Annotated in this window: 12 protein-coding genes; 10 read left to right on the forward strand and 2 right to left on the reverse strand. The window is 71.8% G+C overall.

Features of this window, described 5'->3' with window-relative positions; all coding sequences use genetic code 11:
- The first annotated feature begins 147 nt into the window (after nucleotides 1-147).
- Complete coding sequence (locus tag QCN29_RS23365; protein ID WP_240135538.1) at nucleotides 148-1,176, forward strand: LacI family DNA-binding transcriptional regulator; 1,029 nt, start codon at nucleotides 148-150, stop codon at nucleotides 1,174-1,176.
- 81 nt (nucleotides 1,177-1,257) lie between these two features.
- On the opposite strand, the gene QCN29_RS23370 is transcribed toward QCN29_RS23365, so the two are convergent.
- Entirely contained in the window at nucleotides 1,258-4,026 is a 2,769-nt protein-coding gene (locus tag QCN29_RS23370; RefSeq protein ID WP_279930573.1) for a glycosyl hydrolase, read from the reverse strand.
- A gap of 372 nt (nucleotides 4,027-4,398) precedes the next feature.
- Here QCN29_RS23370 and QCN29_RS23375 point away from each other — a divergent pair, with 372 nt between their 5' ends.
- From QCN29_RS23375 to QCN29_RS23390, 4 genes are all read left to right on the forward strand, one after another.
- The gene (locus QCN29_RS23375; RefSeq protein ID WP_279930574.1) at nucleotides 4,399-5,700 is read left to right on the forward strand and encodes an ABC transporter substrate-binding protein; all 1,302 of its coding nucleotides are present in this window, start codon (nucleotides 4,399-4,401) and stop codon (nucleotides 5,698-5,700) included.
- 100 nt (nucleotides 5,701-5,800) lie between these two features.
- On the forward strand, nucleotides 5,801-6,748 hold the full coding sequence (locus tag QCN29_RS23380; protein ID WP_279930576.1) for a carbohydrate ABC transporter permease: 948 nt from the start codon (nucleotides 5,801-5,803) through the stop codon (nucleotides 6,746-6,748).
- Nucleotides 6,745-7,650, forward strand: a complete 906-nt coding sequence (locus tag QCN29_RS23385; protein ID WP_279930578.1) for a carbohydrate ABC transporter permease — start codon at nucleotides 6,745-6,747, stop codon at nucleotides 7,648-7,650. The genes QCN29_RS23380 and QCN29_RS23385 overlap by 4 nt, the downstream gene beginning before the upstream one ends.
- A 54-nt stretch (nucleotides 7,651-7,704) precedes the next feature.
- The gene (locus QCN29_RS23390) at nucleotides 7,705-9,123 is read left to right on the forward strand and encodes a GH1 family beta-glucosidase (RefSeq protein WP_279930579.1); all 1,419 of its coding nucleotides are present in this window, start codon (nucleotides 7,705-7,707) and stop codon (nucleotides 9,121-9,123) included.
- A 61-nt stretch (nucleotides 9,124-9,184) separates the two neighbouring features.
- Here QCN29_RS23390 and QCN29_RS23395 read toward each other — a convergent pair whose 3' ends face one another.
- Nucleotides 9,185-10,861 (reverse strand): PucR family transcriptional regulator, encoded by a 1,677-nt coding sequence (locus tag QCN29_RS23395; protein WP_279930580.1) that lies wholly within the window; start codon nucleotides 10,859-10,861, stop codon nucleotides 9,185-9,187.
- A gap of 164 nt (nucleotides 10,862-11,025) precedes the next feature.
- On the opposite strand from QCN29_RS23395, the gene speB reads away from it, so the two are divergent.
- The 5 genes from speB to QCN29_RS23420 all read left to right on the forward strand — a co-directional run bounded on the left by speB (nucleotide 11,026) and on the right by QCN29_RS23420 (nucleotide 20,356).
- Entirely contained in the window at nucleotides 11,026-11,994 is a 969-nt protein-coding gene (speB, locus tag QCN29_RS23400) for an agmatinase (protein WP_279930581.1), read from the forward strand.
- Nucleotides 11,991-13,724, forward strand: a complete 1,734-nt coding sequence (locus tag QCN29_RS23405; RefSeq protein ID WP_279930582.1) for a thiamine pyrophosphate-binding protein — start codon at nucleotides 11,991-11,993, stop codon at nucleotides 13,722-13,724. Before speB ends, QCN29_RS23405 begins: the two co-directional genes overlap by 4 nt.
- 564 nt (nucleotides 13,725-14,288) lie before the next feature.
- Nucleotides 14,289-17,993, forward strand: a complete 3,705-nt coding sequence (locus QCN29_RS23410) for an ABC transporter ATP-binding protein (RefSeq protein ID WP_279930583.1) — start codon at nucleotides 14,289-14,291, stop codon at nucleotides 17,991-17,993.
- A 432-nt stretch (nucleotides 17,994-18,425) separates the two neighbouring features.
- Complete coding sequence (locus tag QCN29_RS23415; RefSeq protein WP_240135631.1) at nucleotides 18,426-18,779, forward strand: hypothetical protein; 354 nt, start codon at nucleotides 18,426-18,428, stop codon at nucleotides 18,777-18,779.
- Between the two features lie 77 nt (nucleotides 18,780-18,856).
- Nucleotides 18,857-20,356: a S28 family serine protease gene (locus QCN29_RS23420; protein ID WP_279930585.1), complete on the forward strand. Its 1,500-nt coding sequence runs from the start codon at nucleotides 18,857-18,859 to the stop codon at nucleotides 20,354-20,356.
- Nucleotides 20,357-20,359: the final 3 nt, after the last annotated feature.

Here is a 20,359-nt window from a genome sequence, read left to right on the forward strand (position 1 = left end):
GGGCTGTGAAGGGCCCCGCAATCAGCGGCGCCTCCTCGTCTGGTATTCATGGGAGCGCTCTCAGTGCAGGGGGCGCAGCGTCTATCCTGGTCCGCGTCGGACCAGCGGCGCGGATCAGGCCGCGGATGAAGACGAGGAGTGTTCGCCTTGCCCGAGCAGACCACGGGGGCGTCCCGCCCCACGCTGGAAGCCGTCGCCGCCCGAGCCGGCGTCTCCCGCGCCACGGCCTCCCGGGTGGTGAACGGCGGCGTGGGCGTGCGGGCCCCGCTGGTCGACAAGGTGCGCCAGGCGGTCGAGGAGCTGGGCTATGTGCCCAACCACGCCGCGCGCACGCTGGTGACCCGGCGCAGCGGCGCGGTCGCCGTGATCATCGCGGAGCCGGAGTTCCGGATCTTCTCCGACCCGTTCTTCGAGCAGCAGGTGCGAGGCATCAGCCGCGAGCTGACCGCACACGACTCGCAGCTCGTCCTGCTGTGGGTCGAGGGCCCGGGCGACCACGACCGGATCGCACGCTATCTCGGCGGCGGGCACGTCGACGGCACGCTCGCCTTCTCCCTGCACAACGACGACGAGCTGCCCGCCCTGATCGCGCGCGCCCGGATCCCGACCGTGTTCGGCGGCCGGTCGGAGGCGGGGCAGAGACTCGCCGTGCCCTATGTCGACTCCGACAACCGCGGCGGCGCCCGTGAGGCCGTACGGCATCTTGTCTCGCTGGGGCGCCGCCACATCGCGCACATCGCGGGCCCGCGGGATCTGATGGCCGCGCTGGACCGTGTCGACGGCTACCACGACGTAATGATGGACGCCGACCCGGCTCTGATGTCCCAGGGCGACTTCACCGAGGAGAGCGGCGCCCGGGCGATGGCCGAACTGCTGGACCGGCGCCCGGACCTCGACGCCGTATTCGTCGCCAACGACCTGATGGCGTCCGGCGCGCTGCGGACCCTGCGGGAGCGGGGCGTGCGCGTTCCCGAGGACGTGGCGGTGGTCGGTTTCGACGACCTGGCGTCGGTGGTCCGGTCGACGGATCCGGCGCTGACCACCGTGCACCAGGACATCGAGGGCACGGGCCGGCTGATGGTGAAGCTGCTGATGCGGCTGCTGGACGGGACCGGCGGTCCGGTGCCCGCGTCGGTGATCACCCCTACGGCACTGGTACGGCGGGCATCGGCCTGATCTCCGATGCCCGCCGTGTTTCCTGTGGGAGGTCGTGCGGTACGCCGCCGGCCCGGACAGCCGGCCCGGACAGGGGCCCGCTCAGCTGTAGGGGATGACCAGCACGGACTTGTCCGTACCCGTCTGGAGCTCGGACTCCTGGCTGCCGATGGCGCTCCACACCTCCAGCCGGACGGTTCCGCCGGTCATGTTGTCGAGGCTGCCGGTGGCCGACTTCAGGCCGCGTGACTGGGCGTACTCCTCCCACCCGTTGACCGGGTCGGTCGCGAAGTAGTTGTAGGTCTCGACGCGGTCGAAGCTGCCGTCCCCGGTGAGGTCGTAGCTGATCCTGGCCTGCTGGCCGAGGCCGACCGCGGCGCCCGCGTCCAGCTGGAGACGGAACGCCGTGGACCCACCGGGGGTGTAGGCGCCGTTGACGCCGCGGATCTCGTAGACGAGCGGCTGGTACGGGGTGCCGTCATGGTTGGCGCCGTCGGCCGAGGCGATCGTGTCGCTTCCCGCGGCGCCGCCCGTCGCCGTGGTCAGGGTGCCGTCGGAGCGCAGCTGGAAGGTGTTCCCGGTCGGCGGACCGGGGTCCGGGTCGCCGCTGGTTCCGGTGCCCGTGGCCGTCGAACGGGCGGGCACGGTCAGGGTCTTGCCGTCGGAGAACGTCACGGTGCGTGCGGCGGGGCCGTGGTTGTGCGCGGCGTAGGTCCGCACCGTGCCCTTGGTGAAGACGGCGGAGGTGGGGATGGAGCCGGTGACGCCGGTGTCGGGGGCGCCGAGTGTGTCGAGGGTGCTGATCCAGTGGTACGTGTGGGCCTTGGACTCCCCCCGCTCGGGTGTGTAGGAGGCGTTGCCCGCGTCCCACTTGGACTTGGCGAGATGGGGATCGGCGAAGGACTGGAACTCCCAGAGGATGTCGCGCCATTCGACGGCCGGACCGCCGTTCTCGCGTTCCATCTCGGCGATGTTGCGCCGGATCGCCGCCTTCTCACCGCCAAGGTGAAGCGAGCCGCCGGTCACGGGCAGGACGTTGATGCCGTGGATCTCCTCGGGGTTGGCGGTCCACCAGGTGGCGTAGGCGGCGCCGCTGCCCCAGACCATGCCGGCCGTGTCGTGTCCGAAGGAGGAGGGGAAGACCTGCTCGTCGGCGTCGAACCAGTACTGGGCGATCGACTCCGCCTCCGTGGTGAGCAGATAGGCGCCGAGGTCACGCAGGGTGTTGTCACCGGTGGCCGAGCCCCACAGCACGAGTGCCGCGCTGAGGTTGGTCGACTCCGACGACGACTCCTGGTTGTTGCCCGCGGCGAAGCCCTGGTGTCCGGAGGCCCAGCTGTGGCCGGCGTAGACGTCGAAGCCGCGCAGGAAGGGGAACGCGCTGTCGGTGCGGCTCGGGTTGGCGGTGTCGCGGATCAGGGTCTTCACCATGCCGCCCCAGGCGGAGTCCGCGGCCCAGGTCTGGTCGTACTGGGCGACGATCGCGGCTGCGTAGACGTAGTAGCCGTAGTGGAAGTGGTGGTCGTTGAGCTCGGTGTCGCTGCCGTAGGACGCGGGGTAGCCGGTGAGGGCCTTCCAGGCCGGGTCGTAGGAGAACTCGTTGGCGCCGCCGGCGGTGAACCACTCCTGGAGGCGCCCCTTGATCAGCCCGAGGAGCTTGTCGCGGATCGCGCCCTCGCCGATCTGGTCGGCCAGCGGCACCAGCTGCGCGAGCCTGCCGAGCGCCTTGCCCGTCCAGTAGGTGTCGACGGCGCCGGAGAACGGGTCGGGGGAGTCGGCGACCTCGCTCAGGTAGGTGCGCAGCCGGGCGGTGTCGACGCCGCCGGACCGCGGGAGCCCCGGCAGTACGGCGGACGCCTTCTGCGCGGTGGTGAAGGAGGCCGACTCGCGGACCTTCATGGTGCCGCGCGGTGAGACATAGGTGTACGGGGTGAGGGCGTCCGTCGTGTTGAGCCACTGGTGGCGGTAGAGCGCCTGGAGCGTGGCGCGTTCGGCGCCCTCCTTGGCCTCGGTGGAGAGCGTGTACGTGGCCCGTACCGTGCCGCCGGTGTAGCTCCAGTCCACGGTGGAGCCGGTGACAAAGCTGTACGCGTACTTCCGGTACGTCGCGAGGGCGTCGGCAGAGGGGAGCACGGCGAGTGAGAAGTAGTCCTTGCCGCCGAGGCCGGCGCTGATCGTCTTGCCGGAGACGTTCCAGTCGCTGCCGCTCGGCGCGAACAGCGCGTAGTGGTGGCCGGAGACCGTGATGCCGAGGACGTTGCCCTGGTCGGCGAAGACGGTGGGGGCGGCGGTCGTGGTGATCTGGGCGTCGCCGCCGGTGCCCGTGGCGTACACGAACGGCATGCCGTGGCCGATCGTGGTGCGCAGGGTGCGGGCGCCGTCGGACCAGTACGGCGTGACGGTCCAGTCGGACCATGCGTCGGCCTTGGTGTCGGGAGAGTTGAGCCCGGTGAGGCCGAGGGTGAGGTCGCCCTTGTGGGCGTACTCGTACTGGCGGCCGTCGCCGACGATCGCGGGGGTCGTCGGGTAGCCGATCTCCAGTCCGCCGGAGACGGCCTGGTAGGTGAGTGGATGGCCGTACATCGGGGTCGAGTACGGGTTGTCGCCGTAGCGCTGGAAGGCGAGGGAGGACCACCAGTCGTTGGTGGGCACGGGCTTGCCCTGCGCGGCTGCGGTGACCTTGGGGGTGACCGGCGTACCGGTGTTGGTGGTGGGGCCGGACGTGCCGGCGGGGCGGGAGTCGGAGTAACTGCCGGAACCTACAGGAACAGTGGCGGCGGCGGCCGGGGACGCGGCCGGAACGAGGCCGGCTGCGGCCAGGGCGGTGGCCAGGACCAGCACGGCGGCCGGTCGTCTGCGGGGGGCTGGCATGAATGGCACCTCGTGGCTTCACGACGGACAGGGGGCGACTCGTCACGGTCGATGCGGCAGGAAGACCGAACGGTCGGGATGGGAGCGACTCGTCAGGGGAGGGGTGACTCGTCAGGGGAGGGGTGACTCATCACGGGAGGGGGGTGACTCATCACGGTCGGACATGTCCGAGAGCGCTCTCAGATTGGCTGGAAACGTAAGACTCCTGAAACCTGGTGTCAATAGCTGGGACACAGGCGGGGACTTGGGGATGAGTCCAACCCGTTATGTCTTCGAGTCTTGACGGAGGGTGCGCCGGGCGGGCACGCTCCATCCGCAGCTTGAGAGCGCTCTCACGGCTCTCGCTCCACCCCGAAGCCAAGGGAGGCTTCCATGCCCATCGCCCGAGCCGCTAGGAGGGCAACCGTCCGATTGGGTGCGGTCGTGCTCGCCGGGACCCTGCTTGCCGCCTGCGGAGGCCCGTCGGACGAGGCGTCCGACAGCGCAGGCGGAAAAGTCACCATCACCGTCGACCTGTTCGGCTCCTTCGGCTACAAGGAGGCCGGACTCTACGCGGAGTACGAGAAGCTCAACCCGGGTGTCACGATCAAGCAGACCGACACCGAGGACGAGGCCGACTACTGGAAGTCGCTCCAGACCCGGCTCGCCGGCGGCGGCGGCCTCGCCGACGTCCAGGGCATCGAGGTCGGCCGGATCGCGTCCGTCACCCAGCAGCAGGCCGACAGGTTCGAGGATCTGAGGAAGTACGGCGCCGACGAGCTCAAGAGCCAGTTCGCCGAGGCCAAGTGGGCGGCCGCCACAGCAGGCAACGGCGCGGTCCTCGGCCTCGGCACGGACGTCGGCCCCGAGGCCATGTGCTATCGCAGCGACCTCCTCCGGCAGGCGGGGCTGCCCACCGACCGCGAGGAACTCGCGACGAAGTGGTCGACCTGGGACGGCTACCTGGAGCTCGGCAAGAAGTACAAGGAGAAGGCCCCGGCCAAGAGCGCCTGGATCGACAGCGTCGGCAGCCTCTACTCGATCATGATCGGGCAGGAGAAGGAACGTTACTACGACGCCTCCGGCAAGCTCATCTGGGAGACCAACCCGGCACTGAAGACCGCCTGGGACACCTCGGTCGAGGCGGCGCGGAGCGGACTGAGCGCCAAGCTGGACCAGTGGTCCCCGCAGTGGAACCAGGCGTTCGCAGCCGGTTCCTTCGCCACCATCCCCTGCCCCGCCTGGATGCTCGGCTACATCAAGGGCCAGGCCGGTGACGCGGGCAAGGGCAAGTGGGACATCGCCGCGCTGCCCGGCGGCGCAGGCAACTGGGGAGGCTCGTACCTCGCGGTGCCCAAGGCGGCGAAGAACAAGAAGGAGGCCTACGAGCTGGTCAAGTGGCTCACCGCCCCCGAGCAACAGGCCAAGCTCTTCCAGAAGCAGGGCAACTTCCCGTCCTCGACGGGCGCGATCGAGCAGGTCGCCGACGCGACGGACCTCTACTTCAACGGCGCGCCGATCGGCAGGATCTTCGGCGAGGCGGCCAAGGCGGCCCCCGTCCAGGTGCTCGGCGTCCACGATCAGAACGTCGCCCAGCAGATCACCAACGCCCTGAGCGAGGTCGAGCGCAAGGGCACGGCGCCCGACAAGGCGTGGTCGAACGCCCGGAAGGGCGTCGCCAACACCATCGGCTGACCCGGCGCCTTGGGGCCGGTCCGCGGTCCGGGCGGTCCCGCCCGGACCGGCCCCAAGGCTCGCCCCGCCCCGGTACCGACTCACCCCGAAGGGCCGCACCGTGACCCTGGCCGCATCCGCGAAGCAGATCTCGCCACCCCGCGCACCGACTCTCCGGCGGGCGTGGCAGAAGGTCTCCCCGTACGCCTACATCGCCCCGTTCTTCACTCTGTTCGCCGCCTTCGGGCTCTTCCCGTTGATCTACACGGCGTTCGTGTCGCTGTACCGGGTCGAGCTCCAGACCCCCGGTGACATGGAGTGGCGGGGCCTGGACAACTACACCGCGCTGCTGAGCGACGAGTTCTTCTGGACCTCGCTGCGCAACACGTTCACCATCGGAGTGCTCTCCACCGTGCCGCAGCTGGTGATGGCCCTCGGGCTTGCGCACCTGCTCAACTACCGTCTGCGCGGCCGCACCTTCCTGCGCACCGCGATGCTGCTGCCCTATGCGACCTCGGTCGCCGCAGCCACCCTGGTCTTCGCCCAGCTCTTCGGCCGCGACTTCGGCCTGGTCAACTTCTGCCTCGGGCTCGTCGGCGTCGGTCCCGTCGACTGGCAGACCGGCACGGTGGCCTCTCAGATCGCGGTGTCCTCCATCGTCATCTGGCGCTGGACCGGATACAACGCCCTGATCTATCTGGCGGGTATGCAGTCCATCCCGAGCGAGCTGTACGAGGCGGCCGAGATGGACGGTGCGTCGAGGTGGCGGCAGTTCTTCCATGTCACGCTGCCCGGTCTGCGGCCCACGATCGTCTTCACGGTCATCGTGTCGACGATCGGCGCGACCCAGCTGTTCGGCGAGCCGCTGCTCTACGAGGGGTCGGTGTCCGGCGGCATCTCGCACCAGTACCAGACCCTCGGGCTCTACATGTACGAGCAGGGCTGGGGCTTCTTCCACCTGGGCCGGGCCGCCGCCATCGCCTGGTTGATGTTCCTGCTGATCCTGGTGCTCGTCGGAGTCAACGCCCTGGTCGCGCGCCGCCGTTCCCACAAGGAGGCCGGCCGATGACCGTACTCGCCGAACCCCCGGTCAAGCGCCCGGCCGCCGACCGGCCCGCCGCCCGGAAGCGTCGCGGCCGCTCCCGGGCGGGACGCACGATGCGGGGCGGAAAACTCGCCTACGCCATTCTGACCGCAGCTGTGCTGGTCTCCGCCTTCCCGTTCTACTGGACGGTCGTCGCGGCCAGCCGTTCCAACGCCGATCTGGCGCAGGTGCCGCCGGCGCTGCTGCCCGGCTCCGATCTGATCCGCAACTTCGAGGCGGTGATGGAGGAGGCCGACATCGGCAAAGCCCTGGTGAACTCGTTCATCGTGTCCGGCTCGATCACCGTCGGCACCGTGCTGTGCTGCACGCTCGCCGGCTTCGCCTTCGCCAAGCTCCGCTTCCGGGGCCGGGGCGCGCTGCTGGGCATCACAGTCGGGACGATGATGATCCCGCCGCAGCTGGGCGTGATCCCGCTGTTCATGCTGATCGCGGAGCTGCAGTGGGTGAACCAGCTGCAGGCGGTGATCCTGCCGGGCCTGGTCTCCGCGTTCGGGGTGTTCTTCATGCGGCAGTACCTCGTGCAGTCACTCCCGGACGAACTGATCGAGGCGGCCCGTGTCGACGGCGCCTCGACGGCCCGGATCTTCTGGTCGATCGTGGTGCCCGTCGCCCGGCCCGGGATGGCCGTGCTGGGCCTGCTGACCTTCATGACGGCCTGGAACGACTTCTTCTGGCCGATCGTCGCCCTCACCTCGTCCGAGCCGACCGTCCAGGTCGCACTGCGCCAGCTCGGCGGCGGCTACGTCCACGACCAATCCGTGATCATGGCGGGCACCCTGCTCGGCACCCTGCCGGTGCTGCTGGTTTTCGGCCTTCTGGGCCGGCAGATCGTCGGCGGCATCATGCAGGGCGCGGTCAAGGGCTGACCCTCACCCACCCGTTCCCCGCAGCAACGTCTCACTCCTGGGAGTCCCATCCTCATGACCGCGCTCGACGCACGCCCCGCCACGACCACGCTCCGGTTCCCGACAGGCTTCCGCTGGGGCACGGCCACCGCGGCGTACCAGATCGAGGGAGCCGCCTCCGAGGACGGCCGCACCCCGTCGATCTGGGACACCTTCAGCCGCACCCCGGGCAGGGTCCGCAACGGCGACACCGGGGACGTCGCCGCCGACCACTACCACCGGGTGAGCGAGGACATCGGCCTGATGCGGCGGCTCGGCGTCACCGACTACCGCTTCTCGATCGCCTGGCCCCGGGTGCAGCCCACCGGACGCGGACCCGCCGTGCAGAAGGGCCTGGACTTCTACCGGCGGCTGGTCGACGAACTGCTCGAGGCCGGCATCCGGCCGGTGGCCACGCTCTACCACTGGGACCTGCCGCAGGAACTGGAGGACGCGGGCGGCTGGCCGGAGCGCGACACGGCGTACCGGTTCGGCGAGTACGCGGCCATCATGGCCGAGGCGCTGGGCGACCGGGTGGCGACCTGGACCACACTGAACGAGCCGTGGTGCGCCGCTTTCCTCGGCTACGGCAACGGGGAGCACGCCCCCGGCCGCACGAGCGCAATCGCCTCTCTGCGCGCTGCGCACCACTTCAACCTGGCGCACGGGCTGGCGGTCGGGCAACTGCGCGGCACGGCGCCCGCTGCCGAGATCTCGCTTACCCTCAACCTCCATGCCGTGCGCCCCCGTTCAAACGCTCCCGAGGACCTGGACGCGGCGCGCAGGATCGACGCCGTCGGCAACCGGATCTTCCTCGACCCGGTCTTCCGCGGCCGACTGCCCGAGGACCTGATCCATGACACGGCCCCGGTCACGGACTGGTCGTTCGTCCTCGACGGGGATCTGGACGTCACGGCGGCCCCGATCGACTCGCTCGGGATCAACTACTACTCGCCCACCGTGGTCGCCGCCGCTTCCCCGTCCTCGTCCCCGTCCTCGTCCTCGTCCCCGTCGTCGCCGTGGGCGGGCGCCGAGGGACACGTGAGCTTCCTGCCGGCCCCCGGCCCGCGCACGGCGATGAACTGGCCGGTGGACGCCGGCGGACTGTACGAGCTGCTGGTGCGGCTTCGCGACGACCTGCCCGGAGTGCCGCTGCTGATCACGGAGAACGGCGCGGCCTACGACGACTACGCCGACCCGTCAGGCGCGGTGAAGGACCCCGAGCGGGTGGAGTACCTGCACGCGCATCTGACGGCGGTGCACCGGGCGCTCGCGGACGGGGCCGATGTGCGGGGCTACTTCCTGTGGTCCCTGCTCGACAACTTCGAGTGGGCGTACGGCTACAGCAAGCGCTTCGGCATCGTCCACGTGGACTTCGCGACACAGCGGCGCACCCTCAAGGACAGCGCCCGCTGGTACGCGGACATCATCGCGCGCGGCGGGCTGCCCGCCTGACCGTCGCGGGGTCTGAGGTGTCGTGCGCCGGCCCGGCAACATGGAGGCGGGGGTGGCGGCGTCACAGGTGCCGCAGCGCGAACCACAGCTCCATCCGCTGGTCCGCGTCGTCCAGGTCCACGCCCAGGAGCGTCGCGCAGCGCGCCATCCGCTGGCGGACGGTGTTGCGGTGGACGCCCAGGGCCACCGCCGTGCGGTCCCAGCTGCCGTGCAGGGAGAGCCAGACGCGCAGGGTCTCGGTGAGGGCGGGGGAGTCCGCGATCGGGGCGAGCAGGGTGCGGGCGTGGACCGTGGCCTCGTCGGGCGCGATCAGCTCGCTGAGGCCCGCGTCGCGCTGGCGGGCGAGCGGGACCCGGATCGCCTCGGCCCGGCGCAGGGCCCGCCGGGCAGCGGTGTCTGCGGCGGCCATCCCCGCCGGTTCGACCGGGGCACTCACGCCCAGGACCCAGCCCGGCTGCGGCTCGACCTGCCGGTCGCCGGAGAGCAGGATTCGTACGGTCTCGCCGTCCGCGTCCACCAGCGCGCTGCCCAGTGCCGCGCCCAGGGCCGACGCGGCGAGCCGGTCGGGCCCACCCGGCCGGCCGGCGTGCACCACGGTCCAGGGCCCCGGACCCACTGCCGGCGCCACATCGGCGGGGTCGGCTCCGAGCAGCAGCCGCACCAGCGCGGCGGTCCGCCCGGTCGCGTCGGCTCCCCGGTGCGGGGCCGTGAGCAGGGACAGCAGGACGACGGCGACGCCCGTGATCGTGTGGTTGCCGGGTTCCCGGCCCTCTGTGGCGATCCCCAGGACGAGGCCCTCGCCGCCGAGGGCGTGTGCCGAGAGCTGAGTGTCGCCGACGAAGTCGGTGGCTGAGGCAGGCGCGCGTCGCGCGGCTCCGGCGCCCTCAGCGGGGGCGGCCTGACGGACGGCCTTCGGCGACTGTGCTCCGGCGTGGGCGGGCAGCCGTCCTGCGTTGCCGCCCTGGCGTGCGGTCCTCGTGTCCTTTGCGGGGGCCGGTGTCCGGTGTTCCGCCCCGGCCCTCGGCGTTCGGGCAGCCGGCCCCGCGGCCGTCACCGCGGACACGCCGTCCTCCCCCTCCTCGTCCGCCGCCTGAGGGCTCACAATCCGCGCCAGTCGCCCGAGGGCCTCGCGGGCCTCCTGTGAGGGCGCCCATCCGGCCATCCGGACGGCCGTGCCGTCGGGTGCCAGCAGGACCGCCCAGCCGGTGAGGCGGGAGGCCAGCTGGTTGAGTACCGCGGGAACCGGGTCCGGGCGGGCCGCCGCGCCGGCAAGGCCCTGCTGGGCCTCGCTCACCCGGCGCACCTCGTGCAGGCGGGCCTGGGCCATGAGCCGCCATACCGCGCGGGCGATCGCCGTGAACGGGGTCCGCGGCTCCACCTCGATCAGCGGCAGCCCGTGCCGTTCGCACGCCGCGACGAGGGTCTCCGGGACGGTGTCGTGCACCGGCGTCACCCCGAAGCCGATCGCCGCGCCGCCCGCCTCGACGACCCGGGCGGCGTACGTCTCGGGGTCCCTCAGCAGGACGCCGGCCGTCAGGAGCAGCTCGCCGCCGAGCAGATACGGGTACGGATCGGCCATCTCCGAGGTGTGCACCCACTGGATGACCACGTCCTCGGGGTGGGGGGCGCCCGCGACCAGCCGCAGACCGAGGTCCTCACGGGTCAGCAGCGCGGTCAGTGGGACGGGTGGGGTCGGTGGGGTGGCTGGTGCCGTGGAGTGAGCGATGGGATCCGGCATGGTGGACGTTCTATCCATAATCGTCTTCAGAGATGGAGGAAACGTACACTTCATAGTCGCTTTTTGGCTACCTATCGTCGAGGCGAACCGACGGCCGCGGGTACGGGCGGATGTCCCCGCACAGAGCCGCCGCGTCCATAGAAGCGCAGGAAGAAGGCATGGTCATGAGCAGCAACGAGACGCCGCGCGGCCCCATCGACTCGTCCCGCATCCCGCGGTACGCAGGACCCGCGACGTTCGCCCGGCTGCCACGGCTCGACGAGGTCGGCGCCACCGATGTCGCCGTCGTCGGCGTGCCCTTCGACGCCGGGGTCTCGTACCGTCCCGGCGCGCGCTTCGGCGGCAACGCCATCCGTGAGGCGTCGAGGCTGCTGCGGCCGTACAACCCGGCGCAGGACGCCTCGCCCTTCGCACTCGCCCAGGTCGCGGACGCGGGTGACATCGCCGCCAACCCGTTCAACATCAACGAGGCGGTCGAGACCATCGAGGCCGCCGCCGACGACCTCCTCGGCACCGGCGCCCGCATGATGACCCTCGGCGGCGACCACACCATCGCGCTGCCGTTGCTCCGCTCGGTCGCCAAGAAGCACGGCCCCGTCGCGCTGCTCCACTTCGACGCCCATCTGGACACCTGGGACACCTACTTCGGCGCCGAGTACACCCACGGCACCCCGTTCCGCCGGGCCGTCGAGGAGGGCATCCTCGACACCGAGGCGCTCTCCCACGTCGGTATCCGCGGCCCGCTCTACGGCAAGCAGGACCTGACAGACGACGAGAAGATGGGCTTCGGCATCGTCACCTCCTCCGACGTCTACCGCCGTGGCGCTGACGAGGTCGCCGACCAGCTGCGCCAGCGCATCGGCGACCGCCCGCTGTACATCTCCATCGACATCGACTGCCTCGACCCGGCGCACGCCCCCGGCACCGGAACCCCCGAAGCCGGCGGCATGACCTCGCGCGAGCTGCTGGAGATCCTGCGCGGCCTCGCCTCCTGCAACCTGGTCTCCGCCGACGTCGTCGAGGTCGCCCCCGCCTACGACCACGCCGAGATCACCTCGGTCGCCGCGTCCCACACCGCCTACGAGCTGACCACGATCATGTCCCGTCAGATCGCGCAGGCGCGCGGCAAGTGACCCACGACCACGACCTCGTACTGCGGCCGACCCCCGCGCAGACCGAGGCCGCGCTGAACCCGCCCACCCGTCGCCCGGCCACCACCCCTCAAGTAGGCGCAGAGCGCCGCGCGTCCATGGTCCGCAACGGCGGCGACCTCGTCGTCGAGACCCTCCAGGGGCTCGGCGCGACCACCGTCTTCGGCCTGCCCGGGCAGCACGCGCTCGGCATGTTCGACGCGCTGCGCCGCTCCGCCCTGACCTACGTCGGCCTGCGCATGGAGAACAACGCCGGCTTCGCGGCGGACGCGTACGGGCGCATCACCGGCGAGGCCGCGCCGCTGCTGCTGTCCACCGGGCCCGGCGCGCTGATGTCGCTGGCCGCGCTCCAGGAGGCGTCCGCGGCGTCCGCGCCCGTCCTGGCCGTCGGCAGCCAGGTGCCGACCGCCGGACTCGGCGGCGGCCGCCACGGCTATCTGCACGAACTGCGCGACCAGCAGGCGTCGTTCCGCGACATCGTGAAGTCCGTGCACACCGTGCGCACCGCCTCGCAGATCCCGTCCGCGATCGCCGCGGCCTGGGAGTCGGCGCTGACCGCGCCGCACGGACCGGTGTGGGTGGAGATCCCGCAGGACGTGCTCCTCGCGCCCACCGCCCTGCCGGTCGTCACCGCCGTGGACGCCACCCCGCACGACATCGTGCCGCGGCCCGAACTGACCGCCGTCGCCGCCGATCTGCTGTCCACGGCCGAGCGGCCCGCCGTCATCGCGGGTGGCGGAGTCGTACGCGCCGACGCCTCCGGCAAGCTGCGCGCGCTCGCCGAGAAGCTGAACGCGCCGGTCGTCACCACCTTCGGCGGCAAGGGCGCGTTCCCCTGGGAACACCCGCTGTCCCTCCAGTCCTGGCTGGAGGACCGGCACACCACCGACTTCCTCGAAGACGCGGACGTCCTGCTGGTCGTCGGCTCCGGACTCGGCGAACTCTCGTCCAACTACCACACGTTCGCCCCGCGCGGCCGGGTGATTCAGATCGAGGCGGACCTCGGCAAGCTGGAGTCCAACCACCCCGCGCTCGGCATCCACGCGGACGCGCGGCTCGGGCTGTCCGCCCTGCTGGAGGCGGTGCGCGATCGGGCGGACTCCGGCGCGGAGGAACGAGTGCGGGACGTCCTCGCACGGGTGCGTGAACGGATCGCCTCCCAGGAGCTCGCCCTGGAGCAGCAGGTGCTGTCCTCCGTACGGGAGGCGCTGCCGGACGAGTCACCCAGCTTCTGGGACATGACGATCCTCGCCTACTGGGCGTGGTCCGCCTTCGACCCCCGCCGCCCTGACACCATGCACTCCGCCCAGGGCGCGGGCGGCCTCGGCTACGCCTTCCCGGCGGCCCTCGGCGCGGCGGCCGCGGACCGCACACGGCCGGTGCTCGCGGTCTCCGGCGACGGCGGCGCGATGTACTCGATCGCGGAACTGGCCGCGGCCCGGCAGTACGGCTTCGACGTCACCTGGCTGATCGTGGACGACGGCGGATACGGGATTCTGCGCGAGTACATGACGGACGCCTTCGGGGAGGCGACGGCCACGGAGCTGGCCCGCCCGGACTTCGCCGCCCTCGCGGAGTCCTTCGGGGTCCCGGCGCTGCGGACGACGCCCGAGTCGCTGACGGAGGACCTGTCGAAGGCGCTGGGGACGCCGGGTCCTTCGGTGGTGGTGCTCCCGGCGGCGCTGAGGATGTTCGCGCCGACGCACCTCTGAGCCGACGCGCCTCTGAGCCGACGCGCCGCGGGGCCGACGCGCCTCTGAGCCGACGCGCCGACGGGGGCGGGGCTCCTCTGAGCCGACGCGCCGCGGGGCCGGGCAGGGGGATCACCCGCCTGCACCGGCTCACCGTGCGGCGGCCGCACCGCCGGCCCACACTGACAGCGTGGTTCCTCGGGCCGGCGGACCTGGGCGGTGTCGGCCGGCCCTTTCCCTCCCCGCCCCTTCCCGAACCGGGGGCTCCGCCCCGGACCCCGCGACGCGGGGGGGCTCCGCCCCCGGACCCCGCGCCTCAAACGCCGACGCGGCCGGAATTCGGCGCCGAATCCACCCGGCTGGGGCCGCCCCCGGCGGCAACCAGGGGAGGCCGAGGACACGGCCGGGCCGTACAGGGGCCCCGGGGCGTGCCCCCGGTCACGGGAAGGGGCGGGAGGGGAAGATCCGCCGGACGGCCTAGGTCCGGAGACCGGTCTTCGCACTGCGGCCGCTGTCCGGGGATGAAATACGCAGCTCGCCGCGTTGGTGCCTTCCGGCAGAGCAGAACAACCGGGGAGGCATCACGTGGCGGCGGCAGAGCAAGGGTGGGCACGGCGACTGACCGGCTACGCCTGGCGGTACCGGCGCAATGTGGTGCTCGCGCTCGGTTCCTCCCTGGTCGGCATGGCGGTGATGGCCCTCGTCCCGCTGATCACCAAGGTCGTCATCGACGATGTGATCGGCGCCGGCACCCGGTCCCTCGCCGTCTGGACCGGGCTGCTCCTCGCCGCCGCAGTCGTGGTGTACGTCCTGACGTACATACGCCGCTACTACGGCGGCCGTCTCGCCCTCGACGTGCAGCACGATCTGCGTACCGAGATGTACCGGACCATCACCGGGCTCGACGGACGGCGGCAGGACGAACTCTCCACCGGCCAGGTCGTCGGCCGCGCCACCACCGACCTCCAGCTCATCCAGAGCCTGCTCTTCATGCTCCCGATGACCGTCGGGAACATCCTCCTCTTCCTCGTCTCCCTGGTGATCATGGCGTGGCTGTCCGTGCCGCTCACCCTGGTCGCCCTCGCCGTCGGCCCCGCCCTGTGGTTCATCGCCAAGCACAGCCGCACCCGCCTGCACCCCTCCACCTGGTGGGCGCAGAGCCAGGCGGCGGCCGTCGCGGGCGTCGTCGACGGCGCGGTCCTCGGGGTGCGCGTCGTCAAGGGCTTCGGCCAGGAGGAGCAGGAGACCGCCAAGCTCCGCGAAGCCGGCCGCAGGCTGTTCGCCGGACGGCTGCGCACCATCCGGCTGAACTCCCGCTACACCCCGGCCCTGCAGGCCGTCCCCGCCCTCGGCCAGGTCGCCATGCTCGCCCTCGGCGGCTGGCTCGCCGTCCGCGGACAGATCACCCTGGGCACCTTCGTCGCCTTCTCCGCCTATCTGGCGCAGCTCGTCGGCCCCGTCCGGATGCTCGCTGTGGTCCTCACCGTCGGCCAGCAGGCACGTGCGGGCGTGGAGCGCGTACTGGAGTTGATCGACACCGAGCCGACCCTGATGGACGGCGTCAGGGAACTGCCCGCCGACGCGCCCGCGAGCGTCGAGTTCGACGACGTCACCTTCGGATACGAAGAGGGCCGGCCCGTCCTCGACGGCTTCTCGCTGCGGATCGAACCCGGCGAGACCGTCGCCGTCGTCGGCTCCTCCGGCAGCGGCAAGTCCACCGTCTCCCTGCTGCTGCCCCGCTTCTACGACGTCAGCCGAGGCGCGGTCCTCGTCGGCGGCCGCGACGTCCGCGAGCTGACCCTCGACTCGCTGCGCGCCGCCATCGGCCTCGTTCCCGAGGACAGCTTCCTGTTCTCCGACACCGTCCGCGCCAACATCGCCTACGGCAGGCCCGGCGCGACCGACGCCGAGATCGCGGCCGCCGCCCGCGCCGCCCAGGCGGACCGCTTCATCGACGAACTGCCGCACGGCTACGCCACCAAGGTCGGCGAACACGGGCTGACCCTCTCCGGCGGCCAGCGCCAGCGCATCGCCCTCGCCCGGGCCATCCTCACCGACCCCAGGCTGCTGCTCCTCGACGACGCCACCTCCGCCGTCGACGCACGCATCGAGCACGAGATCCATGAAGCCCTGCGCTCGGTCATGGCGGGACGCACCACCCTGCTGATCGCCCACCGGCGCTCCACGCTCGGCCTCGCCGACCGCATCGCCGTCCTCGACGGCGGCCGCCTCGCCGACATCGGCACCCACGAGGAGCTCCAGCGGCGCTCCGCGCTCTACCGGCGGCTGCTCACCGACCCCGACGAGCTGGGCGGCGTCTCGCCCGGGCACGCCGTCGCCGTCGAGATCCCCGAGGACCGCACCGTACGGGAGGAGATGCAGGCCGAGTACGACGCCGAACGCGGCATCACCCCCGGCCTGTGGGTGCGGGAGGACGCCCCGCGCACCGAGCCCGCCGCGCCCGGCGCGACGCCCGAACTGCTCGCCCAGGTCGAGGCCCTGCCGCCCGCCGCCGACACCCCGGACGTCGACGAGGAGCGGGCCGTGCGCCCGGCGCAGGGCCGCGGGCTGCGCGGACTGCTGCGCGGCTTCGGGCTGCCGTTGCTGATCAGCCTGGCGCTGGTGGCCGTGGACGCGGGCATGGGTCTGCTGCTGCCGGTGCTCATCCGGTACGGCATCGACGAGGGCGTCACCGAGCTGGCGCTCGGCGCGGTGTGGACGGCGGCCGCGCTCGGACTGGCGACCGTGGCCGTGCAGTGGGTCGCCCAGGTCGGCGAGACCCGCAAGACCGGCCGCACCGGGGAGCGCATCCTCTACTCCCTCCGGCTGAAGATCTTCTCGCAGCTCCAGCGCCTCGGTCTCGACTTCTACGAGCGTGAGCTGGCCGGCCGCATCATGACCCGGATGACGACGGATGTGGACGCGTTGTCCACCTTCCTGCAGACGGGGCTCGTCACCGCGTTCGTCTCGGTCGTCACGTTCTTCGGCATCATGGTCGCGCTCGTCGTCATCGACGTGCAGCTGGCGCTGACGGTGTTCGCGACGCTGCCCGTCCTGATCGTCGGCACCGTCTTCTTCCGGCGGCAGAGCGTCAAGGCGTACGAGCTGGCCCGAGAGCGCATCAGCGTCGTCAACGCCGACCTCCAGGAGTCGGTCTCCGGGCTGCGGATCGTGCAGGCCTTCCGGCGCGAGCGGGACGGCGATGCGCACTACACGGCCGGCAGCGACTCCTACCGGCAGGCGCGGGTGCGCGGCCAGTGGCTGATCTCCGTGTACTTCCCGTTCGTACAGCTGCTGGCGGCCGCGGCGGCCGCGGCGGTGCTGATCGTCGGCGCGGGCCGGGTGGAGGCGGGCACCCTCTCGACGGGCGCGCTGGTGGCCTATCTGCTCTACATCGAGCTGTTCTTCGCGCCCGTGCAGCAGCTGTCGCAGGTCTTCGACGGCTACCAGCAGGCATCGGTGTCGGTCGGGCGCATCCAGCAGCTGCTCGCGGAGACCACCTCCACCGCGGAGCAGGACCGGCCGCGAGGCGTGTCCGCACTGCGCGGCGACATCGCCTTCGAGAACGTCTCCTTCGCCTACGGGGACGACGAGGAGGCGCTCCGCGGGGTCGATCTGCGCATCCCGGCCGGGCAGACGGTCGCCTTCGTCGGCGAGACCGGCGCGGGCAAGTCGACCCTCGTCAAGCTGGTCGCCCGGTTCTACGACCCGACGGGCGGCCGGGTCACGGCGGACGGCGTCGATCTGCGGGACCTCGATCTGACCGCCTACCGGCGCAGGCTCGGCGTCGTGCCTCAGGAGGCGTATCTCTTCGAGGGCACCGTCCGGGACGCGATCGCCTACGGGCGGCCGGACGCGACCGACGCGGAGGTGGAGGCGGCGGCGCGGGCCGTCGGTGCGCACGACATGATCGCCACACTGGACGGCGGCTATCTGCACGAGGTCACCGAGCGGGGCCGCAATCTCTCGGCCGGCCAGCGGCAGCTGATCGCGCTGGCGCGGGCGGAGCTGGTGGACCCCGATGTGCTGCTCCTCGACGAGGCCACGGCCGCGCTCGATCTGGCCGCGGAGGCCCAGGTCAACCGGGCCACCGACCGGCTGACCGGCCGCCGCACCACCCTGGTGGTGGCTCATCGGCTGACCACGGCGGCACGCGCGGATCGGGTCGTGGTGATGGACCACGGCCGGGTGGTGGAGGACGGCACGCACGAGGAGCTCGCAGCAGGGGAGGGACGGTACGCGGCCCTCTGGCGCACGTTTCTCGGCGCGGACGCGCGGGCGACGGTGTAGCCCTGCGGGGCACGGCACGGCACGGCCGCCCGTGCGTGCGGGTGGCCCTTGGCGCGGGCGGACGTCCTCCCACCGCCCTCCCCCCGTTTCCGGCACTTCGCCGCGTGCGGAGACGGCGCTTCGCGCCGCAGAGGGGCGGGGGCGAAGCCCCTGCGCCGGAACAGGGCCGGTGGATGGGGAAGAGCCGGCGTTCCGCGGGAGGCGGTCGGCCCCCGGGGCCCACGGCACGCCACTGCGCCGCACGGGGCGCGGGGACGGAGCCCCGCAGGAAAGGGCGGGTGGGTGGGGGAAACCCCGCAACCGAAGCACACCGCACCCGCGTCGTACGCATGTACGTACGGGACCGAAGCGACACGGGGAGCCGCAGTGACGGGCACGATAAGCGCCGGCAGGGCCACGGCACGGCGGCGGACCGGCCTGCGCCTGGGCGCGGTGGTCGTCGCCGTCGCCGTGCTGACGCTGGTGAACTCCGGCGCCCACCCCGCCCAGGCCCGCGCTGCCGCCACCTGTACGGGACGGCTGGCCAAGACCGTGACCTTCTCCACCGGAGAGCTGCGGATCTACAAGGGGCGGCACTACGCCTGCGCCATGACGCTCGCCAAGAAGCCCGGCAAGCGGCGGTCCATGCGGGTGTCGCTCCAGCCGCGCGGCGGCCGGGCCGTCGTCGACGCCGGATGGTTCACCCGGTACGCCGGGCCCATCACCGTGCACGCGCTCAACCGCTGCGTCCGGGCCAGCGGTTCTGTCTCCGGTGTCACCCGGTCCACCGGGTGGATCCTCTGCTGAGCGATTCAACTGGGTCTGGCGGGAGGTGTGTTGCGCCGCTAGGTTCACCGCGACCGCTTTGAAACAGGGGAGGGTGAATGCGCAACGCGCTCAGATGGCTGCTCTCGCTCGTGGTGCTCATAGGCGCCATGGGCGTGGCGGGCGGCCCGGCCACGGCACACGCGGCCACCGCCGCCGAACCGTACGCCGCCGAACCGCAGCCCGCTGACCCGTACGCCGGCGAACCGGCCTCCGCCGACCCGTACGGAGGCCGGGACATCAAGGACCGCATCCTGGCGATCCCGGGCATGAGCCTCATCGAGGAGAAGCCGTATCCCGGCTACCGCTTCTTCGTGCTCGACTACACACAGCCGGTCGATCACCGGTGGCCCTATCGCGGCACCTTCCAGCAGCGGATCACCGTGCTGCACAAGGACACCGCCCGCCCCACCGTCTTCTACACCTCCGGCTACCACGTGAGCACCACGCCCCGCCGCGCCGAGCCCACGGCCATCGTCGACGGCAACCAGGTGTCGCTGGAGTACCGCTTCTTCTCACCGTCCCGGCCGAGCCCCGCCGACTGGTCCAAGCTCGACATCCGGCAGGCCGCCGGCGACCAGCACCGGGTGTTCAAGGCGCTGAAGAAGATCTACCGCAAGAACTGGATCGCCACAGGCGGCTCAAAGGGCGGGATGACCGCCACGTACTACGAGCGCTTCTACCCCCGCGACATGGACGGCGTCGTCGCCTACGTCGCCCCCAACGACGTGGTGAACCGGGAGGACTCGGCCTATGACCGCTTCCTCGCGCGCGTCGGCACCCGGGAGTGCCGCGACAGGCTGGGCGCGGTGCAGCGCCAGGCCCTGGTGCGCCGCGAGGCGCTGGAGGCGAAGTACCGTCGGTTCGCCGAGGAGGAGGGCTACACCTTCACCACCGTCGGCAGCCTCTCCCGGGCCTACGAGGCCGTGGTCCTCGACTTCGCCTGGGCGTTCTGGCAGTACAGCCACCTCTCGGACTGCGAGGCGCTCCCCACCGCCGCCACCGCCTCCGACCAGGAGATCTACGACGCCCTCGACGCGGTAGCCGGTCTTGCCTTCTACACGGACCAGGGCCTCGCCCCGTACACGCCGTACTACTACCAGGCGGGCACCGAGCTGGGTTCGCCCGACATCGCCCAGCCGCATCTGGACGGTCTGGTGCGCTACGGCTACCAGCCGCCGCGGAGCTTCGTGCCTCGGGAGATCCCGATGCGCTTCAAGCCGTGGGCGATGTACGACGTCGACCGCTGGGTGCGGCACCGCGCCCAGCGGATGATGTTCGTGTACGGCGAGAACGACCCCTGGGGCGCGGAGCCCTTCCGTCTCGGCCGGGGTTCCCGGGACAGCTACGTCTACACCGCGCCGGGCGCCAACCACGGAGCCGGCGTCGCCGATCTGAAGAAGGAGGAGCGGGCGCGCGCCACCGCCTCGATCCTGGAGTGGGCGGGCGTCGCACCGCGCGCCGTCCGGGAGAATCCCGCCGGGGCGAAGCGGCTGACCGGCTTCGACGCCGGGCTGGACAAGCAGGAGGCCCGCCGTATGCCGGCCTTCCTGCCGTAGGCC

Source organism: Streptomyces chengmaiensis, assembly GCF_029846775.1.
GTDB lineage: Bacteria > Actinomycetota > Actinomycetes > Streptomycetales > Streptomycetaceae > Streptomyces > Streptomyces chengmaiensis.